Annotated in this window: 20 protein-coding genes; 8 read left to right on the forward strand and 12 right to left on the reverse strand. The window is 59.1% G+C overall.

Annotation, left to right across the window (positions count from 1 at the left end):
• Nucleotides 1-45 precede the first annotated feature (45 nt).
• Nucleotides 46-1,200, reverse strand: a complete 1,155-nt coding sequence (locus tag IIC71_00840; protein ID MCH7667738.1) for an acyl-CoA/acyl-ACP dehydrogenase — start codon at nt 1,198-1,200, stop codon at nt 46-48.
• A gap of 89 nt (nt 1,201-1,289) precedes the next feature.
• Between IIC71_00840 and IIC71_00845 the strand changes: the two genes are divergently transcribed.
• From IIC71_00845 to IIC71_00865, 5 genes are all read left to right on the forward strand, one after another.
• A complete protein-coding gene (locus tag IIC71_00845) occupies nt 1,290-1,910 on the forward strand; it encodes an MBL fold metallo-hydrolase (protein MCH7667739.1) in 621 nt (206 codons plus the stop codon).
• Between the two features lie 16 nt (nt 1,911-1,926).
• On the forward strand, nt 1,927-2,862 hold the full coding sequence (locus IIC71_00850; GenBank protein MCH7667740.1) for an LLM class flavin-dependent oxidoreductase: 936 nt from the start codon (nt 1,927-1,929) through the stop codon (nt 2,860-2,862).
• Nucleotides 2,863-2,907: 45 nt separating this feature from the next.
• Nucleotides 2,908-3,660 (forward strand): Fe-S cluster assembly ATPase SufC, encoded by a 753-nt coding sequence (gene sufC, locus IIC71_00855; protein ID MCH7667741.1) that lies wholly within the window; start codon nt 2,908-2,910, stop codon nt 3,658-3,660.
• 2 nt (nt 3,661-3,662) lie between these two features.
• Entirely contained in the window at nt 3,663-4,886 is a 1,224-nt protein-coding gene (locus IIC71_00860; GenBank protein MCH7667742.1) for a cysteine desulfurase, read from the forward strand.
• A 102-nt stretch (nt 4,887-4,988) separates the two neighbouring features.
• Nucleotides 4,989-5,450, forward strand: coding sequence for an SUF system NifU family Fe-S cluster assembly protein (locus tag IIC71_00865; GenBank protein MCH7667743.1), 462 nt, complete (start codon nt 4,989-4,991; stop codon nt 5,448-5,450).
• Nucleotide 5,451: 1 nt separating this feature from the next.
• Here the strand turns inward: IIC71_00865 and IIC71_00870 are convergent, their stop codons facing one another.
• The 3 genes from IIC71_00870 to IIC71_00880 are packed head-to-tail and all read right to left on the reverse strand — an operon-like array spanning nt 5,452 to nt 8,393.
• Entirely contained in the window at nt 5,452-6,636 is a 1,185-nt protein-coding gene (locus IIC71_00870) for an MFS transporter (protein MCH7667744.1), read from the reverse strand.
• 15 nt (nt 6,637-6,651) lie between these two features.
• A complete protein-coding gene (locus tag IIC71_00875; GenBank protein ID MCH7667745.1) occupies nt 6,652-8,040 on the reverse strand; it encodes a class II fumarate hydratase in 1,389 nt (462 codons plus the stop codon).
• Between the two features lie 32 nt (nt 8,041-8,072).
• Nucleotides 8,073-8,393, reverse strand: a complete 321-nt coding sequence (locus tag IIC71_00880) for a helix-turn-helix transcriptional regulator (GenBank protein ID MCH7667746.1) — start codon at nt 8,391-8,393, stop codon at nt 8,073-8,075.
• Between the two features lie 153 nt (nt 8,394-8,546).
• Here IIC71_00880 and IIC71_00885 point away from each other — a divergent pair, with 153 nt between their 5' ends.
• A complete protein-coding gene (locus IIC71_00885) occupies nt 8,547-9,845 on the forward strand; it encodes an NAD(P)-binding domain-containing protein (GenBank protein ID MCH7667747.1) in 1,299 nt (432 codons plus the stop codon).
• A 79-nt stretch (nt 9,846-9,924) separates the two neighbouring features.
• Here the strand turns inward: IIC71_00885 and IIC71_00890 are convergent, their stop codons facing one another.
• Nucleotides 9,925-10,686, reverse strand: a complete 762-nt coding sequence (locus IIC71_00890) for a Sir2 family NAD-dependent protein deacetylase (protein MCH7667748.1) — start codon at nt 10,684-10,686, stop codon at nt 9,925-9,927.
• Between the two features lies 1 nt (nt 10,687).
• Nucleotides 10,688-11,257, reverse strand: coding sequence for a hypothetical protein (locus IIC71_00895; protein MCH7667749.1), 570 nt, complete (start codon nt 11,255-11,257; stop codon nt 10,688-10,690).
• A 179-nt stretch (nt 11,258-11,436) separates the two neighbouring features.
• Here IIC71_00895 and IIC71_00900 point away from each other — a divergent pair, with 179 nt between their 5' ends.
• Entirely contained in the window at nt 11,437-11,688 is a 252-nt protein-coding gene (locus IIC71_00900; protein MCH7667750.1) for a hypothetical protein, read from the forward strand.
• A gap of 83 nt (nt 11,689-11,771) precedes the next feature.
• Nucleotides 11,772-12,314, forward strand: a complete 543-nt coding sequence (locus IIC71_00905; protein MCH7667751.1) for a carbonic anhydrase — start codon at nt 11,772-11,774, stop codon at nt 12,312-12,314.
• A gap of 15 nt (nt 12,315-12,329) precedes the next feature.
• On the opposite strand, the gene IIC71_00910 is transcribed toward IIC71_00905, so the two are convergent.
• From IIC71_00910 to IIC71_00935, 6 genes are all read right to left on the reverse strand, one after another.
• Nucleotides 12,330-12,767, reverse strand: a complete 438-nt coding sequence (locus IIC71_00910; protein ID MCH7667752.1) for a hypothetical protein — start codon at nt 12,765-12,767, stop codon at nt 12,330-12,332.
• A gap of 115 nt (nt 12,768-12,882) precedes the next feature.
• The gene (sufC, locus tag IIC71_00915) at nt 12,883-13,656 is read right to left on the reverse strand and encodes a Fe-S cluster assembly ATPase SufC (protein ID MCH7667753.1); all 774 of its coding nucleotides are present in this window, start codon (nt 13,654-13,656) and stop codon (nt 12,883-12,885) included.
• Nucleotides 13,653-13,976 (reverse strand): Rieske 2Fe-2S domain-containing protein, encoded by a 324-nt coding sequence (locus IIC71_00920; GenBank protein MCH7667754.1) that lies wholly within the window; start codon nt 13,974-13,976, stop codon nt 13,653-13,655. The genes sufC (IIC71_00915) and IIC71_00920 overlap by 4 nt, the downstream gene beginning before the upstream one ends.
• On the reverse strand, nt 13,973-15,232 hold the full coding sequence (gene sufD / locus IIC71_00925) for a Fe-S cluster assembly protein SufD (protein MCH7667755.1): 1,260 nt from the start codon (nt 15,230-15,232) through the stop codon (nt 13,973-13,975). The genes IIC71_00920 and sufD overlap by 4 nt, the downstream gene beginning before the upstream one ends.
• Nucleotides 15,233-15,295: 63 nt before the next feature.
• On the reverse strand, nt 15,296-16,033 hold the full coding sequence (locus tag IIC71_00930) for a uracil-DNA glycosylase (GenBank protein ID MCH7667756.1): 738 nt from the start codon (nt 16,031-16,033) through the stop codon (nt 15,296-15,298).
• A gap of 2 nt (nt 16,034-16,035) precedes the next feature.
• Nucleotides 16,036-17,535 carry a hypothetical protein gene (locus IIC71_00935; GenBank protein MCH7667757.1) on the reverse strand — a complete coding sequence of 500 codons (1,500 nt, stop codon included), beginning with the start codon at nt 17,533-17,535 and terminating at the stop codon, nt 16,036-16,038.
• Nucleotides 17,536-17,620 lie beyond the last annotated feature (85 nt).

Raw genomic sequence — 17,620 nt, forward strand, 5'->3', positions numbered from 1 at the left:
CCCGCACGGGGGCCGTCCGCCATCAATCGGGCGTCCCCCGTCGTTTCAAGTGCTTTTCCTCGGCAGCTGAGTCTTCTCAATACCGAGGCGGTCGGCCAGTATCGCCCTCCAAGCTGTCCCATCACCGAACATCAGTTGGTTTGTCTTGGCGCGTTTGAAGTAAAGATGGGCATCGTGTTCCCAAGTGAATCCGATGCCGCCGTGTATTTGGATGCTTTCAGCGGCGCAGAAGAAATATGCGTCGGCGCAAAACGACTTCGCGAGCGGCGCACTGATCGAAAATTCCTCTGGGTCGTTCACCGCTGCCCACCCCGCAGCATACGCTGACGACTTTGCCGACTCGACCTGCACCAACATGTCTGCGCATTTGTGTTTGACTGCTTGGAACGAGCCGATTGCCCGGCCGAATTGCTTGCGAACCTTGGCATACTCGACCGCCATCTCTAGGCATTTTTGGGCCCCCCCGACCGATTCGTAGGCGAGGGCCGCACCGGCAATGTCGTACAAAGACGTCATGAGCGCCTTCCCCGACCCCGCCACTCCCAGACGGTCGGCGGTTTTGAGAGGGACAGTCTCGAACGACACAACAGCCTGTTTGCGCGTCATGTCCAGCGTTTCGACGCGATACGACGTCACCCCCGAAGTGTCCGCAGAGACAATCCAGAAATCGACATTTTCATCGCCGTCGCGGGCCGCCACGATCAGGGTGTCGGCCGTGTGGCCATCGACAACAAACTCTTTCGTCCCCGTAATGGTGGCAACATCGCCATCGATGTGAACCTTTGTGGTGACATCGTCAAGCGACCACCCGCTCCCGCTGTCCACGGGGGCGAAAGCAAGGCGGTGCTCCCCCGCGGCAACCCGTGGGAGATATGCCCGCTTTTGTTCCTCTGTGCCACCGAGGAGAATTGCGTTTGCACCCAGCACTACCGTCGAGAAAAACGGCCCTGGAGCAACGAACCTCCCCATCTCTTCAAGAACGATGCCCAGCTCCTGGAACGTGAAACCTGCTCCGCCGTACTCCTCCGGGATGGCCATGGCTTGCCAACCCATCTCGGCGATCTCTCCCCAGAACGTCTCGTCGTGGGCAGTCTCTGACTCCATCAGCTCGCGAACTCTTGCGGACGGCAAACGGTCGCTCAGATACTCGCGAGCCATGTCGCGCAGCATTGTCTGCTCCTGTGAAATTCCGAAGTCCATCCCACATCCCTTGCGTTGCTGTGCCACTTGCGAGTTTTCATTCAAGCGCGTCCGCACGTCTCGTGCCGCGACACTACTCTCGCAAGAACCTGCTGAGGAGTGCTGTGCCAATACCGTGGCATCTCGAAACTGCGACCGTGCTGATCCGCAAGGTTTGCGTGGGGAGGCTTGAGAACAACGCGTACGTTGTCGCATGTGCGGTGACCCGCAAGGCTGTCCTCGTCGATGCCGCCGACGAGGCTGAGCGGCTTCTGGAGGAGCTTGCTGACGTTGAGCCGCTGGCAATTCTGACTACGCACGGCCACTGGGATCATGTCGGGGCAGCAGCGGACGTGTCTCAAAGCCTTGGAATCCCATTCCGCATGCACGCTGCCGACGCCAACATGGTCACGATACCCGTTGACAACCCCATCGCAAGCGGTCGCATCACTGTTGGAGACCTCACAATCGAAGCGATCCATACTCCTGGACACACCCCGGGTTCGATGACGTTCTCTGTGGACGGCGTGTTGCTGACCGGGGACACGCTGTTCCCCGGGGGACCCGGCGGAACCGCATCCGACCAATCTTTCGGGCAGATCATCGAGTCACTAGAAACAACGATTTTCTCAAAGCCTGACGAGACGCTCGTGTTTCCCGGGCACGGTCTCGACACAACAATTGGCGCAGAACGACCGAACCTTGCAGCATGGCGGGCACGCGGCTGGTAAGCAGGAGGAATCCGCAATGGAACTTGGACTGATGGTGGAGCCGCAACTCGGCGGCACGTACGACGATCTACTCAAGCTAGCTCGGTGGGCTGAACGCGCCGGCCTCGACAGCTTTGCACGGTCCGACCACTATCTCCACACGAAGATCAACGCACACACAACAGATGCAATGATTTCGCTTGCGGGTCTCGCTAGGGACACCGAGCGCATCAAGCTGACAACGCTGGTCTCTCCCCTAACGTTCCGCCACCCCGCGGTTGTGGCCAAAAGCGCGGCGACCATCGATGAAATGTCGGGCGGTCGTATGGAACTCGGCGTTGGCACAGGATGGATGGCCGCTGAACACGATGACTTCGGTATTGAGTTGCCCAGCATGTCTGAACGCTTCAGCCGACTGTACGAAACGCTTGCATACCTGCACGCCGCGTTTGGCCGCACAAATGGCGGTTTCAGCGGACGCCATTACCATCTAGCAGACATCGATGTCCTCCCTCGCCCTGTTGGATCGCTATCGATCATCGTTGGTGGGGCTGGCATGAAGAGAACGCCAACCCTCGCGGGCAAGTTCGCTGACGAATACAACATGTTCGTGACTGACCCTGAAACTCTGCTGAAGCGTCGTAATGTCATGCGGGGCGCAGCGACCGATGCCGGGCGCAACCCCGACAGTGTCAAGATATCGTTTATCGGACCGGCCTTCGTGGGCGACACCGAGAAGGAGGGGCTAGATCGGCTCGCCGAACACGCCGCAGCATACGACCAGGAACCTGAAGAACTTGAGAAGAAGATGCGTTTGCGAAACGTCCCGATCGGCTCCTACGCCCAGGCCAACGAGACCATGCAGAAACTTGAGGAAATGGGAATCGGCCGCTACTACTACCAGGTGTTCAAGCCGCTTGCTGACATCGACACCGGGTATTTGGGTGTCGTGTTTTATGCACTACGCGGATAGGAGAAAACCGGCAATGCGGGGAGCGCCGAACCCTAGAATGAGCCTATGAACACGCCTCCACTCCTCGAAATCGACGGTCTCCATGCATCCGTTGGCGACATCGAGATCATCAAAGGTTTGGATCTCACCATCAACGCCGGCGAAATCCATGCCCTCATGGGTCCGAATGGATCGGGCAAATCAACCCTGGCCAACATCCTTCTCGGCCACCCCGCGTACACGGTGACAGCCGGAGTAATCCGCTACAAGGGCGACGACATAGCCGAGTGGAAACCTTACAAGCGAGGTGCCGCTGGGATGTTCCTCGGGTTTCAGTACCCCGAAGAGATCTCCGGCGTGAACCTGGTCAACTTCCTCCGCACGGCGCTGTCAAACCGCACCGGCACCGACTACACCGTGCTTGAACTCCGTCTTAAGATCATGGACGCGTTGAAGGAACTCGGGATGGACCCATCGTTTGCTGACCGGCATCTCAACGAGGGCTTTTCCGGCGGAGAGAGAAAACGCAACGAAGTGTTACAGATGACGATCCTCGAACCCGACCTGGCTGTGCTCGACGAGACGGACTCGGGCCTAGACATCGACGCCTTGAAAATCGTTGCCGACGGTATAAAACGCCTGGCAAGTCCCGATCGGGGGTTCTTGATCATCACGCACTATCAACGGATGCTCGACTACATCTCACCAGACGTTGTGCATGTGTTCGTCGACGGCCACATCGTCGAGACGGGCGGAGCCGAACTCGCCGAGAGGATCGAGACATCAGGCTATGACGAGTATCGCGTCGCATCGTCATGACCTTGGACGTTGCCCGCATCCGCAAGGACTTCCCCATCCTTTTCCGCCAGGTCAACGGACATCCTCTGATCTATCTCGACTCGGCATCGACATCGCAGAAGCCACAGCAGGTGATCGATGCCGTTTCGGACTACTACGAGCGGATAAATGCAAACGTTCACCGCGGTGCGTACACACTCGCCGACGAGGCGACGACAGCTTACGAGAGCGCGCGCAGCCGCGTAGCGTCATTTCTCAACGCCTCGTCGCCTGCCGAGATCGTGTTCACGCGGGGCACCACCCAGGCAATCAATATGATTGCGTACGGTTGGGGACTCAATCGGTTGACCGAGGGTGACAAGATCGTCCTCACCGTCGCGGAACACCATTCCAACCTTGTGCCGTGGCAGATCATTGCCCGCCACACCGGAGCAGAACTCGTTCATCTCGGCATCACCGAGAACTACCACATCGACACGTCGACCATCGACCGGGTCTTCGACGAGAAGGTAAAGATCGTCGCCATCAGCGGCATGTCAAATGTCACGGGGGCAATCGGGCCGATCTCGGAAATCGCCGAAGCAGCGCACCGGGTCGGGGCGATCGTCGTGATAGACGGGGCTCAGTCTGTCCCTCACATGCCGACCGATGTGCAAACACTCGGGGTCGATTTCCTAGCGTTCTCCTCGCACAAGATGCTCGGCCCTACGGGCATTGGTGTGCTGTGGGGACGGCTCGATCGCCTCGAAGCCATGGAACCTACAGAGGGTGGCGGTGAGATGATCCTCGACGTGCAACTCCATGAGTCAACGTGGGCACCTGTTCCGCATAAGTTCGAGGCGGGCACACCCCCAATTGCTCAGGCAGTCGGCCTTGGCGCCGCGGTCGACTATCTGACCGATATCGGTATGGACAACGTCCGCTTGCACGAGAAGGAGATCACGGCCTATGCCCTTGAACGATTGGCAGAGGTACCCGATCTCACCGTTTTCGGCCCGACCGACGTCGAGACCCGCGGCGGCGCTGTCTCCTTTTCTTTGGGTGACATCCACGCACACGACCTCGCCACCATCCTCGATCAAGAGGGAGTTGCGGTCCGTGCCGGCCACCACTGCGCAAAACCGCTTATGCGTGAGTTCAACGTGATATCGACCGCCCGCGCATCCTTCTACCTCTACAACACCAATGAAGAAGTCGACGCGCTGGTCGACGGTTTGCACAAGGCTCGCGCGATATTCGAGTTGTGACATCGCTTGGCCGGTCCCTATCGAACCGACCACACCGCACGGCGGGCAGCGAGCTTTCAAGAAACCAGTACGCTTATGACAGTTAAGACCAAGGAACCAACGATGCCGCTCCAAGAGCTTTACAGAGGTGTGATCCTGGATCACTACCGCAACCCACGTCGCCGCGGGAAACTGTCAGCTCCCCACATTCATACCGAGGGAAAGAACCCCTCGTGCGGTGACGAATTTGCTCTTGATCTGATCATCGAAGATGGTGTCATAACCGACTCAGCAACCCAGGGCCAGGGGTGCTCCATCTCGCAGGCATCTGGATCGATGATGGCCGAAACGATCGTTGGAAAGACCGTTGCTGAGGTCGAAGAACTAGCGCACCAGTTCAAGATCATGATGACCATCGAGGAGGGCGATAGCTTGATCGACCCCGATCGACCGGGCGCCGCCCTCGGCGATCTAGAGGCTCTCCAAGGTGTTCGTAAGTTCCCGGTCCGCATAAAGTGCGCCGACCTCCCGTGGACCACCCTCGCCGAAGCTCTCGAACTCGCAACCATCAGCGCCCCAAGCTAAATCAGCGCGCAAGATTGCCGCTTTGTGCGGCTGCGGTGTCGGGACGGACCAGGGCGAATAGCACTGCGATGCCAAATACGTTGAGTGCGGCCGCCGCCCATGCGTCCGCCGAGTAGCCGAACTCTGCAAAGAGACGCACCCCGACGTAGGCACCCGCGGCACGACCCAGACCCGCCGAAAGAGTCATCAGCGACAAGAATCTCGTACGCGCCAACGGACGGATCTCTGTTGCGAACGGGATCGCCGACACGATCGTGAACTCGAAACCGGCGATTCCGATAAACAGGCCAACGAGCGATAGCACCAGCGAATCGCCGACCAGCGGGATCAGACTAAATCCGATCGCCGCGACCGACATGCCGAGGGCAAGGGCGTTGCGTTTTCCCATCCGGTCGGTGAGGGTGATCGTGCCACCTTCACCGAGAAGTTCTGCAAGGCCAATCACCGCAGCGATGCCGCCAAGACCGGCAATCTTGATCGCAAAGTCGTTCTCAAGCCACGCTCCCAACGAAATGAACATCAGCTCAGCCGATGTCATAAAGAGGACCGCGACGACGAGAAACCCCACGGCCGATCGGTCGAGAGTGAGTTTCTTATCGACACGGTCGGCATGCCCTGGCGCCTCGGGCTCAAGCAACGACCTAAAAAAGAATAGTGCGACGACTCCGCTGGCGGCGAATAGCCAAAAGGGTGCCCGCCAACCCCAACGGGAGATCAACCATCCTGCAACCGGTGCGCCGACGAAGAACCCCGCAGCCCACGTCACCTCGACCATCCCGAGCACGCGCGCCCGCTTCTCGTAGGGGACGCGGTCAGCGACGTAGGCCTGCTGGGCGACGTCGAACACCGGCTTCGCAAGTCCGATCAGCACAAAGGACACCACCGCTCCGACCCAGACACCCGTGACCGCGACAGCCAAAGACCCCGTCGCGAAGAGAACAATCCCGAAACCGATGAGCCGGCGACGCCGCTCACCCCGCCCAACCGTCGAAACCACGACCGGTGTGGCGAGAGCTGCGAGCGAACGTACCGATACGAGCCAGGCCACATCGTTCAGCGGCACGCCGAGACCGCGTGCAAGCACCGGCAAGAATGGGTACACAAATCGGACCGAAACGTTCAGCATCAGCCGAACAGCAATCAGAAATCCAAGCGCCCTTCCGAAAGGGCGCGGCTCCTCAGTCACCGGTGCCGCACCGGGTCATCTGGCAACGCCACCCTCGGTCATCGGATAGAGGTCGAGTGCCGAGTCGAGTTCATCGGCGGGCAACACATCGAGAGCAAGCGCGGCGTCTCGAACGCTTGTGCCTTCCGCAAACGCCTTCTTGGCGACTTTCGCAGAGAGATCGTATCCGATGATAGGAACGAGGGCCGTGATGATGATCACATTCTGTTCGAGCAGCCATGTAGCCCGTTCAGCGTTCGCCTCGATGCCCTCAATGCACTTCTCGCGCAACGCGGTACAGCCGTTGGAGAGGAGGTCGATGGACTCGAGAAGGTTGTGAGCAATCAGCGGCATCATCACATTGAGCTCGAAGTTCCCGTTCGCCCCGCCCCACGTTATTGCTACGTCGTTGCCGATTACCTGCGCCGCGACTTGCATCATCATCTCCGGCATGACCGGGTTGACCTTGCCAGGCATGATTGACGAGCCGGGCTGCAATGATGGCAGGTTGATCTCGTTGAAACCTGTCCGCGGGCCACTCGACAGCCAGCGCAGATCGTTGACGATTTTGAACAGCGACACCGCAACCGTCTTGAGCGCCCCAGAAGCGCTCACGGTCGCATCTTTGGCTGCTTGAGCCTCAAAATGGTTTGGGGCTTCGACGAAGTTGAATCCCGAACGTTGCGCCATCAGAGCAATCGTGTCCGCGGCGAAGCCGGCAGGGGCATTGATCCCGGTGCCGACCGCGGTCCCACCCAGGGCCAGCTCCTCAAGTTCGGGAACGACGTGTTCGACCCGTGTGACGCCCTTGGCGATCTGAGCTGCGTAACCCGCGAATTCCTGGCCGAGACGTACCGGCGTCGCGTCCATCAGATGAGTGCGCCCCGACTTCACGATCCCATCAAACTCGACAGCCTTGGCGCTGAGAGATTCTTCAAGCGCGCGGAGGGCGGGCAGTAAATCCTCAGAGAGCGCCGCTACCGCGGCAACGTGAATGGCTGTGGGGATCGTATCGTTGGAGGACTGACCTGAGTTCACGTGATCGTTGGGGTGGACGAGCTTCGACCCGATCTCGCCACCGAGGATCTGGGTAGCTCGGTTGGCGAGGACCTCGTTGGCGTTCATATTGGTCGACGTACCCGAACCGGTCTGGAATATGTCGACAACAAATTGATCGTCGTACAAACCTTCCATCATCTCGTCGGCAGCGGTCCGAATCGCATCGGCTTTATCTGCATCGACCGCGCCAGAACGTTTGTTGATTTCCGCAGCAGAACCCTTGAGGAGTCCTTGTGCCCAGATGAACCGGCGCCCAAACCGCAGATTTGAAATCGGAAAGTTTTCGACAGCGCGCTGCGTGGACGCTCCGTACAGCGCATCGGAGGGAACCTCGACGTCTCCCATAGAATCTCGTTCAATACGCATTGTCACTCCTGAGACGGTCGGTGTCCTGCCGGTCAGGTTAGTGAGTCTCCGCTGCCCGCAGCTGACAACAGCGCACCGGGAGTAAGGGCCTCGGCAAGACCGACAAGGGTCTCGGATCTGACACGAAACCAAGCCCACTTCCCTCGCTGTTCTCGTTCAAGAAACCCTGCGGCCACCAATTGTGAAAGGTGGTGAGATGTCGTCCCCTGACTACGGTCGAGCAACTCGGGTAAATCACAGGCGCACAGTTCCCCGCTATCAGACGCCGCGACCAGTGACAGGATGCGAAGCCGCACGGGGTCACCCAGAGTTTTGAACAATGTCGCCGCGTGGGCGGCATCCACCGAACTCATCGCGACATCTGAGGCCACGGCGCAGCACACTTCCGTCGCGTCCGAACAGTAATCTTGACTCGCGGCGATTCCCATACATATATATTGACACACATCGATATGATGTGCAATACTCTGGTACATACATATCGGCGTCAATCAATATGAGGAACTATGGAAATCGACCGACTCCCTACCATCGTCCTTGGAGCCGGCCCCGTGGGTTTGGCTGCTGCCGCCCATCTGTCACGGCGAGGACTGCCATTCCTTGTCCTTGAGCGGGGTCACTCCGTCGGTGAGAATATGCTCGACTGGGGCCAGATCCGCATGTTCTCACCGTGGCGGTACGCCATCGACTCTGCAGCCGTTGCCCTGCTTGGCGAATCGTGGCCGTCACCCGATCTCAACGACTTCCCCACAGGGTCCGACATGGTCGATCTTTACCTCGAGCCGCTCGCTGAACTTTCCGAGATCGCCCCCTGGCTCCACCTGAACCATGAAGTCGTCTCGATCCACCGTTTGCACATGGGCCGCTCAACGACACCGGAACGCGCCGATTCGCCTTTCGTCGTCACCGCAGCAACGGACACCGGGCTTGTGGACTTCCACGCGGCAGCCATTGTCGACGCCACCGGAACATGGTCTCAGCAGAACGCGGCGACAACCACAGGAAGTCTTGCGCCGTCGGAAAGTGCGGCCGCAAAGCTGGTCAGCTACGGCGCACCCGACGTTGCCGGCAAACAACGATCGCGATATACAGGCAAACGGATTGCCGTCATTGGTGGCGGGCATACAGCACAAAATACTCTCCGATCACTTTCGACGCTGCAGGATATCGATCCAGCAACCAAGATCCATTGGCTCATCCGGCCCCGGTCGGCCGCATCTTTGTTCGGCACCGGTGAAGCTGACGGACTGTCCAATCGAGCCGCACTCGGCTCAGCGGCGCGCGATCTCGTAGAAAGCGGAGCGATTCAAGCGCACACCGGTTTTCTCACGGAGAGATTTTCCGTTGACGGAGACACCGTTCGCATCCACTCGATTGACGGTGCCACCATCGTCGTTGACGAGGTGATCGTCTGCACGGGCCAGCATCCTGACCACACGATCACATCTGAACTCCAGCTTGACTTCGACCCCGTCACACAAGCGACTAGGCAGCTTGGGCCATTGATCGACCCGAACATCCACTCCTGTGCGACGGTGAAACCGCATGGCCATCGTGAGGTGTCGCACCCCGAGCCAAACTTCTACACCGTCGGCATGAAGTCCTACGGGAGGGCGCCAACGTTTCTGCTCGTGACTGGATACGAACAGGTCCGCTCGGTAGTCGCGGCTATCGCGGGAGACATGGAAGCTGCCGACAACGTGTCGCTTGAGCTGCCAGAGAGCGGGGTGTGTGGCGTTCCCACTCAGCGACTCACCATAGGCAGCGGCCCGGTGGAAGCGTCAACGTTGGGAGGGTGTTGCTAGAGCACAGAGTTCGAGCAGCGATCCTCGCTACGGGTACTACATGCCACGCTGGTGCAAACGCCGGTACAGCACTTCTGCATCAAGTTACCAACGCTCTGTCCACCGCTTCGGGAACGATCTCACCGACATCCCCTTCGATTCTGAGGGTAAGGGACGGCTTGAAATCGTGATCAGTCTGTCCCTGGTTCACAACGACATACGGAACACCGCGGTCCGCCGCCATCAGCGGCACCGCGGCAGCCGGGTACACCGACAGAGTCGATCCCAGGGAGAGAACAAGGTCGCACGAAAGAGCGGCGGAGCGAGCACGTTCGATTTCGACGATATCGAGATTCTGACCGAAGGAAATCGTTGCAGGTTTGAGCAGCCCGCCACAGTGACAAACGGGCGGATCTCCTGACTCTTTGAAAGCGGCGTAATGCGGGGCGGGGTCGGTCGTCTCGCCACATGTCTGGCAGGCAACGAGCCGGACAGTTCCATGAATCTCAACAAGACGCGAGTCGCTCGTCCCCGCTGCCGAGTGCAGACCGTCGACGTTCTGGGTGACCACCATCTCCAGCTTTCCCGCCGTTTCGAGTCGGGCGATAGAACGATGCGTATCGTTCGGCTTCGCAGCACCCCATTGCTGACTGTCCGATATCTTCTGTTCCCAATACCTCACCCGCTCAGCGTGGTCGGTCATGAACTCTTCATAAAACACCGGCGTCTTTGTTTTCCACACACCCTGAGGGCCACGAAAATCTGGTATACCGGACCCAGTCGAGACTCCAGCACCGGTAAATACCAGGATCCTCGAAGCGTCCCGCAGCAGGTCAGCTAGTTCAGCAACTTGCTCCTCCACGTCAACGGGCTCCCAAAGCGGATCGCAACTCAATGAGTGACTGCTCGAGGTTGTCAAGAAACTCTGCGATCGGGGAATCGGCAACGACCAGCTCGACAGGGACCGACATCACGAGTGGAACATCGACGTCAACCTGAACAACCTCGCTGATCGGGATCTCGAAATCGGCAACCACCGGCACCGACAGTTCTAGCGGAACGTCAATGGTGATGGGTATCTCAGTACCAAGTGGACCCCTGACGCTGATAGTCGTGCGGAACTGCTCGCTGATCATGATTTCGGTGTCAACGGGGATCGTGATCACCTGATCGATTGGGACGTCCGCGACAAAACTGATCGATTGATCGAGGTCCACAACGACCTCGATTGACGCGTCCCCCATCTCGGAGACGTCCTCGATGGCCCTCTCTAGCGCAACGTCGACTGCATCGACTGCGCCCCCAATGCGAAACGCAAACATCACCCACGCGGTGAGGAGAACGACATTGAGCAGCAGCGAGACGGACACACCGATCGTAAGCAGCCTGAATCTGTTGTTGCGAAGGTAGCCGAAGGCTCTGTCACTGGCCATGACCCCACGCTACCGCAATCAGTGCGAAAGCGATCGCGCTGTCGTCCGCTCCACTCGTGCGACTACGCTGCCTTGACGATCATTCAACTTGAGGACACACGGAACGAAACCCCGATCACAGCAATTTTTGGGATGTCGCCGACGATTTCATCGACAGCGGACGAGTGGAGGAAGGCTCGATGATGGGCCACCACTGTCCGCGTGCGGTAACCGGCGGCGGGTTCGTTGCCACCGTCGAACGGTCTTCCGGCAACCTGGTGGTAAAGCTGCCAAAACACGTTGTTACCGGACTGGTTGAGTCTGGCGAAGGCCTCACTTTTACACCAGCCGACAAGGTCTTCAGAGAGTGGGTAGCGATCCCCAAGTATGACGCCGACCGATGGTTCGAGCTAATCGAAGAATCGATAGAGTTCATTAGCCAACCCAATTAGCGCCAACACCGGGGTAACCTTTAGGGAGATCCTGACGAGAGCAAACTCGTCGCCTCGCATTCACCACCATTCGAAAGGGTCCGATGTCCGCGTTACGAACATTGCTCGACGGAAACCAGCGGTTCGCGTCGACGTTTGCGGATTCCGAGCTTCCTATCAAACCCCGCCTTGGAACCATCGTTCTCACTTGCGTCGATACAAGGCTCGACCCGGCAAGGTTTCTCGACGTTGCACCGGGTGACATATTGGTGCTTCGCAACACCGGTGGTCGACTCACCCAGGGTGTATTACTCGACCTCGCGGTCCTCGGATTCCTTGCATCCGGACCACTCGGCGGCCCTCCGGTTAGTCCCGAGTTAGTTATCATCCACCACACTGACTGCGGCATGTCGCGGCTCGTCGACCCCGAAGCACAGCGCGCACTTGGCGAACGCCTAGGGATATCGTCAGAGGCGGTGGCAGCGATGGCGATCGCCGACCCGGCCGAGAGTGTAAAAGACGATGTCGAAAAGTTCCTCCACACTCCTGGTGTGCCCGCGACGTTCGTGGTTTCCGGACATGTATACGACGTGGCCACCGGCCTGCTTGATGAGGTCGTTGCACCGTCATCACCTCCGGCGGGGTAACGCTCTCGATCGGCGCTATGTGACAATCAGCGCCACCGCGGATGCCACCGTAACGAGTGCCACCAGATAGTACGACACCACCCACCGAGAGTCAGCACCCGAAATTCGCAGTGCCGCGCCAAACGCTCGCGGTCGGGCAAGCATGTCTCGCAGCGCACGATCTCGCCGTGTGCCTCGACCAACCAGCAGCGACACTCGGTTGTCATCGAACCCGTCCTGAGAAACGGTCGTATCCACACGCCGCTGGAGAGGGGCCACAAGGACTATCAACAACACGGCAATTGCCAGGGACCCAGCCCAATTGGCGGGCGGCGCCGCGAAAGTAAGAAAGGCCAGCATGACCAGCCACGCAGCCCACACCCTGAGGATCTGCCCGAGAAATTCGCGCGCATCGGCGGGGCTATGGAACACCCATGTATCGTTGTTCACCTGCACCTCCACAACATCACCCACGCTGGGCTCCTACCGGTGGACACACCTACCTGCGCCGCACCACGTGTCTGCACCCTACTCGCCGCCTGGCGCCGCAATGAAATCTCGCTGCGGGAAACGCTTGCTTGAGGCCGAATTACAGTCCGTCAAGAAAGCCGCCGTCATCCGCGTCGTCCGTCGCGGAAGCGAACCCTTTCACGAACTCTAGGTAGCCGCCTGCCTCAAGTTCTTCTGCAATCTCTGGCCCCCCGCTCTTTACGATCCGGCCATCGATCATGACGTGAACGCGGTCCGGTTTCATGTAGCGCAGTATGCGGTTGTAGTGGGTGATAATCAAGACGCCCAGGTCTGGCGAACGGAGCCCTTCGACGAGTTCAGCGACCTCACGAACAGCATCGATATCGAGACCAGAGTCGATTTCGTCAAGCACCGCAATCTTCGGCTGGGTAGCAACAAGCTGCAACATTTCGGAGCGTTTTTTCTCGCCGCCCGACAACTCATCGTTCACCGCTCGATCCATAAACCGATCCATATCGAGGGACTCGATCGCGGCGGCGGTCCGACTTTTGAAATCTTCGGTGTCCTCAGCAACCTCAGCCATCTCGTCCAGTAGCTCGTCGAGGCGAACCCCGCCAATCTGAATCGGATATTGAAACGCTTGAAACAACCCGGCGCGGGCGCGCTCGTCCACGGCCATCTCAGAAATCTCAACACCGTCGATCTCGACGCTTCCGGATGCCGCGTATTCAGGCTTGCCGGTCAGTACATGGCAAAGAGTCGACTTGCCCGAGCCGTTCGGCCCCATAAGTACGTGGATTTCGCCCGCCGGAACGACGAGATCTACACCCTTGAGTATGTGGAGCTCACCAATGTGGGCCTCCAGGGATCGGACCGAAAGAGCGATGCTCATAACTGTTCCTCTCGAATGACAAGCATTACATCACCGTCGACAACATTGATTTCATAAACCGGCACCGCGGCTGTTGCCGGGAGGGAACTGGGTTCACCGGTGGTGAGTGAAAACTCAGCGCCGTGGCGTGGACATTCAACCTCACCCTCAAAGACTTCTCCCTCAGCGAGCGATGCTTCGGCGTGCGAGCAGAGGTCGCCGATTGCATGAAATGCGTCGTCGATGCGGAATACCGCGATTCGAAGATCCCCCACTTCGACGCTAACGCCACGGCCTTGTGGAAATGCATCGACTTCGCCAAGCCGAACCGTCGACGTCATAGACGTCCCTCCGATTGGGCGGCGACAAATTTTTCGTTGATCCAGATTCGCAGCGCGTCACGTATCTGGCGGTGTGACACCCTTGTCAGGGCCTCTTCAAAGAATCCCTTCACCTGGAGTCGGTCGGCTCGGGCCCGGTCGAGACCGCGCGACATAAGGTAGTACCGCTGCTCTTCGTCGAGCGGCCCCATGGTCGAGGCGTGCCCACACTTCACGTCATTGGCGAGAATCTCAAGATTCGGTACCGACTGAGCGCTCGCCCCGGCGGACAGAATGAGGTTCCGGTTCGTCTGGTGGGCGTTGGTCTTTTGAGCTCCTTTTTCAATCCGGATCATGCCGGTAAACACTGACGCCGAATCGTCCTCGACGGCCCCCTTGAGGAACATGCTTGAGGTTGTTCCGACACCGATGTGGTCCAAAAAGTACCGGTAGTCGAGGACCTGATCGCCGTCCCCAAAGTACGCGCCTACGATCTCCATATGAGAGCCGTTGCCCACAATATCGGCGTCGAGTCGAACACGCGAGTATGCGCCCCCGAGACCGATCTCGGTGAACGTGCCGGTTGCATCTTTCGCCAACGAGTAGAACACGTCCGCTATCGACCTCGTGTTGGCTCCCAAGCGCTGCACGACGGTGAGTTTGAAGTGCGAGTTAGCACCGACCGAAACCTCGATCTGCGGTAGGACCAGACAATCAACGTCGTCAGCCGACGACAGGTACAGAATCGCAGAAGCCTCGGCGTTGTCTTCCACGACGACAGTGAAGCGAGGAAAACTCACGGTCCCCTGCTGGGTGGAGCTGACCTCCACAGTGAGAGGTTCGGCCAACGCCGTCCCAGAGGCGATGTGGAGGAACGCGCCATCACCGGCGAAGGCCTGGTGGGCAGCGGCGAAAACGTCTCGATCTGTCGGTATTCCGCGCCCGAAATGCCCCACGACCAAACTTTCTGCAACATCAAGTGCCGATCCGAACACGACGCCGTTCGGCAGGTCGTTCGCTAGTGACCCGAGTGCGCCGTCAGTGATCGCTAGCGCGCCGACGTCCGACCGGTAGGGGACATCCACCCCCGTCGGTACACCGCCCGAAGCGACGGAGTACTCCTCAAGGTCGAAGCTTAGATCGACATAACGCCATTCCTCCTGTCGCTCCGATGGCATATCCAGATCGGCGAACAAGGGTGCCGCGGACCGCTGCAGATCGGCCAACCACGAAGGCAGTCGAAGGTCAATAGGGGGATGAGCTTTGAGCGATACCACCGGGTCTCCTCAGGGACAATCAGACGCTGAAATTGTAGTCGCTGCCATGGTCGCTGACGCCGGTCAGCGGTGTGAACGACTGCCGACTAGTCGAGGACCCGGGCCAGATAGCGACGCCCTCGCGATGCGGAATACGTCGTCGAACATGGTCTCCGTCAGCCTCCCGGTGAACGTGTTCTGCTGGCTCGGGTGATAGGACATGATGACCGTCAGACCGGCCACCACAACGGACGCACCGTGACTGAACTTCGGACGTGGTTTCGGCATCGCGTGCCCATCGTTAGCCAAGAAACGCCACAAGGCAAGGAAGCCGTACTGTCCAAGGCAGACGATTACTTGGCGATTTTTCAGCAAGGAGAACTCTCTTGCAAGAAACGGGGCGCATGTGTCGCGTTCAGTGATTGTTGGTTTGTTGTTCGGTGGTGCGCACCGCACCGGTGAAGTGACCCACGCATCGGTTAGCTCAAGGCCATCGCCCGCGTCAACGCTGCTCGCCTGATTTGCAAATCCAGCACGATGCAATGCCCGGTACAGCCAATCCCCCGATCGATCACCCGTAAACATCCGACCCGTCCGGTTGGCGCCGTGTGCAGCCGGTGCAAGTCCGATGACGATGACGCGCGCATTCGGATCGCCGAACCCCGCAACACCACGCCCCCAGTACTCGTCATCCCTGAACGCCGCACGCTTGGTCCGAGCGACGTCTTCGCGCCACTCAACCAGGCGAGGACAGCGGCGACAGTCGGCGATGTCGGCCGCCAGCAGCGACAACGTGTCCGACCTAGGGTGGTCCGAGCCCATGTCTATGGGCGCAAGAAGCTGTCGTCGTACTGAGAGTTCGCCGACCAAATCATCCACCCCAGATCGCGCGTCTCTGCGACGTTCTGGACGGCGATAATTTCGGCCGCGTTCAACTGCCACGTTTGGATCCACGGCCGATAGATCGAGAACCCGACAAGCTTGGGAATGCCGGCGTCGAGTGCACCGCTGACGATCTCCACGGGGTAGTTGTTGGGGTTGTCGTAACCCTTCCACCCAGGACCGTACGTGTAGGTGTAGATCATCGGCGAAAGCACGTCGATAACCTGTGACAAGGCTGCCGGTGACTGGCCAATTCCCTCGTCCCAACTCGATTCGAGAGTTATGGCAAATATGTCAGCAGCAACGGCGCAGCCCTGAGGGTTTAGCCGGCTGTGGGCTTCCTCCAAGAACGCAGTGATCGTCGCCACCCGAACCTCTTCCGAGTATTCCTCTTTGAAGCTCAAAGTGCTGATGTCGCCATCTGACGGAAAGCGGACGTAGTCGAATTGGATCTCGTCAAACCCGAGCTCGCACGCCTCGTCGGCGAGATCGAGCGCTAGTTTCCACGAGTCACGATTGGTCGGGTCAAGCCAGCGAAATCCTCTGTTGCTCAACCACGGCTTGCCGGTGCTTGTGTCAATCACTGCAAGTTCTGGCCGCGCGCGGGCCAACGGATTGTCCTGGAATGTGACAATGCGGGTGATCTTGTACAGACCAGCGGCGTCCATATCTGCAATGAGTTCTTCGGCGTTGTAGAAAGCCTGTACCGCGCCAATCTCATTTGCTTCATCAACGTCGGTGGGATGCAATATGACGCCTGCCTCGTTGCGGGTGTCAAGCACAAGGGCGTTGACCTCAGAAGCTGCCGCAAGGTCCAGAATCTTCTGCCACGCACTTGGCGACCCGGCGGCTGCTGCATTGACACGCAATGCCTTGATCGTCAGCGGAGCCATCACTACATCAAGTGTGGGGTCCTCGCCATTCCAGAGGGCAACGGACTCTTCCCACGCAGGGCGTGCCACGCGTAACTGACCTTCAACGGCACGTTCGAGTCGGTAGCGACCATTCTTGTCGGTTTGATCAGACTGGCTCCCGAGAGACACTTGGGTAAACGGCAGGGGTCGCCCGTCGTGAGATGTCACCACACCTTCGAGAATCACCGGATTCAGCAGTACCTCGTACACACCGTCCTCGGGCTGTTCGCTTATGAGCGACTGGTGCGTGTGGAACCCCGGAGCGCGAATAATCACCTGAGTCGGCCGCTCGGGCCAGATGAGTGTGGCGTTCCCCGTTTCGTCAGATGCACCGAGGGTCTCGCCGAGGGAGATTTCTGCGGCGATTGGATCGAGGTGGTCCCGGTCCACAACGTTGATCGTTATCAGAGGCGGCGGCGGTTCTGGGGACCGCAAGGTTTCGCCGGAAAGCAGAACGCTGGATCCCGCGCACGCGCCCAGGCCAATGGCGGCAAACGCCAACAAGACACCAATATTTCGGGGACGCATTGCCGGAAGGACTCCTTGCGAAGACGCGCTCAGTGCTGCTGAGTACCGTAGGAGGCTAGCCGCCCGTTGCGCCTCATGCCGCCGC

This window comes from Acidobacteriota bacterium (assembly GCA_022562055.1).
In the GTDB taxonomy this organism is placed as follows: Bacteria; Actinomycetota; Acidimicrobiia; order Spongiisociales; family UBA5794; genus BMS3BBIN02.

Bases quoted from the DNA above. Each gene is read 5' to 3' on its own strand.
- IIC71_00935 (MCH7667757.1), bottom strand. From the start codon at position 17,535: ATGCGTCCCCGAAATATTGGTGTCTTGTTGGCGTTTGCCGCCATTGGC.
- IIC71_00865 (MCH7667743.1), top strand. From the start codon at position 4,989: ATGCCGCTCCAAGAGCTTTACAGAGGTGTGATCCTGGATCACTACCGC.
- IIC71_00905 (MCH7667751.1), top strand. From the start codon at position 11,772: ATGTCCGCGTTACGAACATTGCTCGACGGAAACCAGCGGTTCGCGTCG.
- IIC71_00885 (MCH7667747.1), top strand. From the start codon at position 8,547: ATGGAAATCGACCGACTCCCTACCATCGTCCTTGGAGCCGGCCCCGTG.
- IIC71_00920 (MCH7667754.1), bottom strand. From the start codon at position 13,976: ATGACGTCGACGGTTCGGCTTGGCGAAGTCGATGCATTTCCACAAGGC.
- IIC71_00930 (MCH7667756.1), bottom strand. From the start codon at position 16,033: ATGGGCTCGGACCACCCTAGGTCGGACACGTTGTCGCTGCTGGCGGCC.
- IIC71_00850 (MCH7667740.1), top strand. From the start codon at position 1,927: ATGGAACTTGGACTGATGGTGGAGCCGCAACTCGGCGGCACGTACGAC.
- IIC71_00900 (MCH7667750.1), top strand. From the start codon at position 11,437: ATGATGGGCCACCACTGTCCGCGTGCGGTAACCGGCGGCGGGTTCGTT.
- IIC71_00875 (MCH7667745.1), bottom strand. From the start codon at position 8,040: ATGCGTATTGAACGAGATTCTATGGGAGACGTCGAGGTTCCCTCCGAT.
- sufC (MCH7667741.1), top strand. From the start codon at position 2,908: ATGAACACGCCTCCACTCCTCGAAATCGACGGTCTCCATGCATCCGTT.
- IIC71_00840 (MCH7667738.1), bottom strand. From the start codon at position 1,200: ATGGACTTCGGAATTTCACAGGAGCAGACAATGCTGCGCGACATGGCT.
- IIC71_00880 (MCH7667746.1), bottom strand. From the start codon at position 8,393: ATGAGTTCGGTGGATGCCGCCCACGCGGCGACATTGTTCAAAACTCTG.
- sufC (MCH7667753.1), bottom strand. From the start codon at position 13,656: ATGAGCATCGCTCTTTCGGTCCGATCCCTGGAGGCCCACATTGGTGAG.
- IIC71_00895 (MCH7667749.1), bottom strand. From the start codon at position 11,257: ATGGCCAGTGACAGAGCCTTCGGCTACCTTCGCAACAACAGATTCAGG.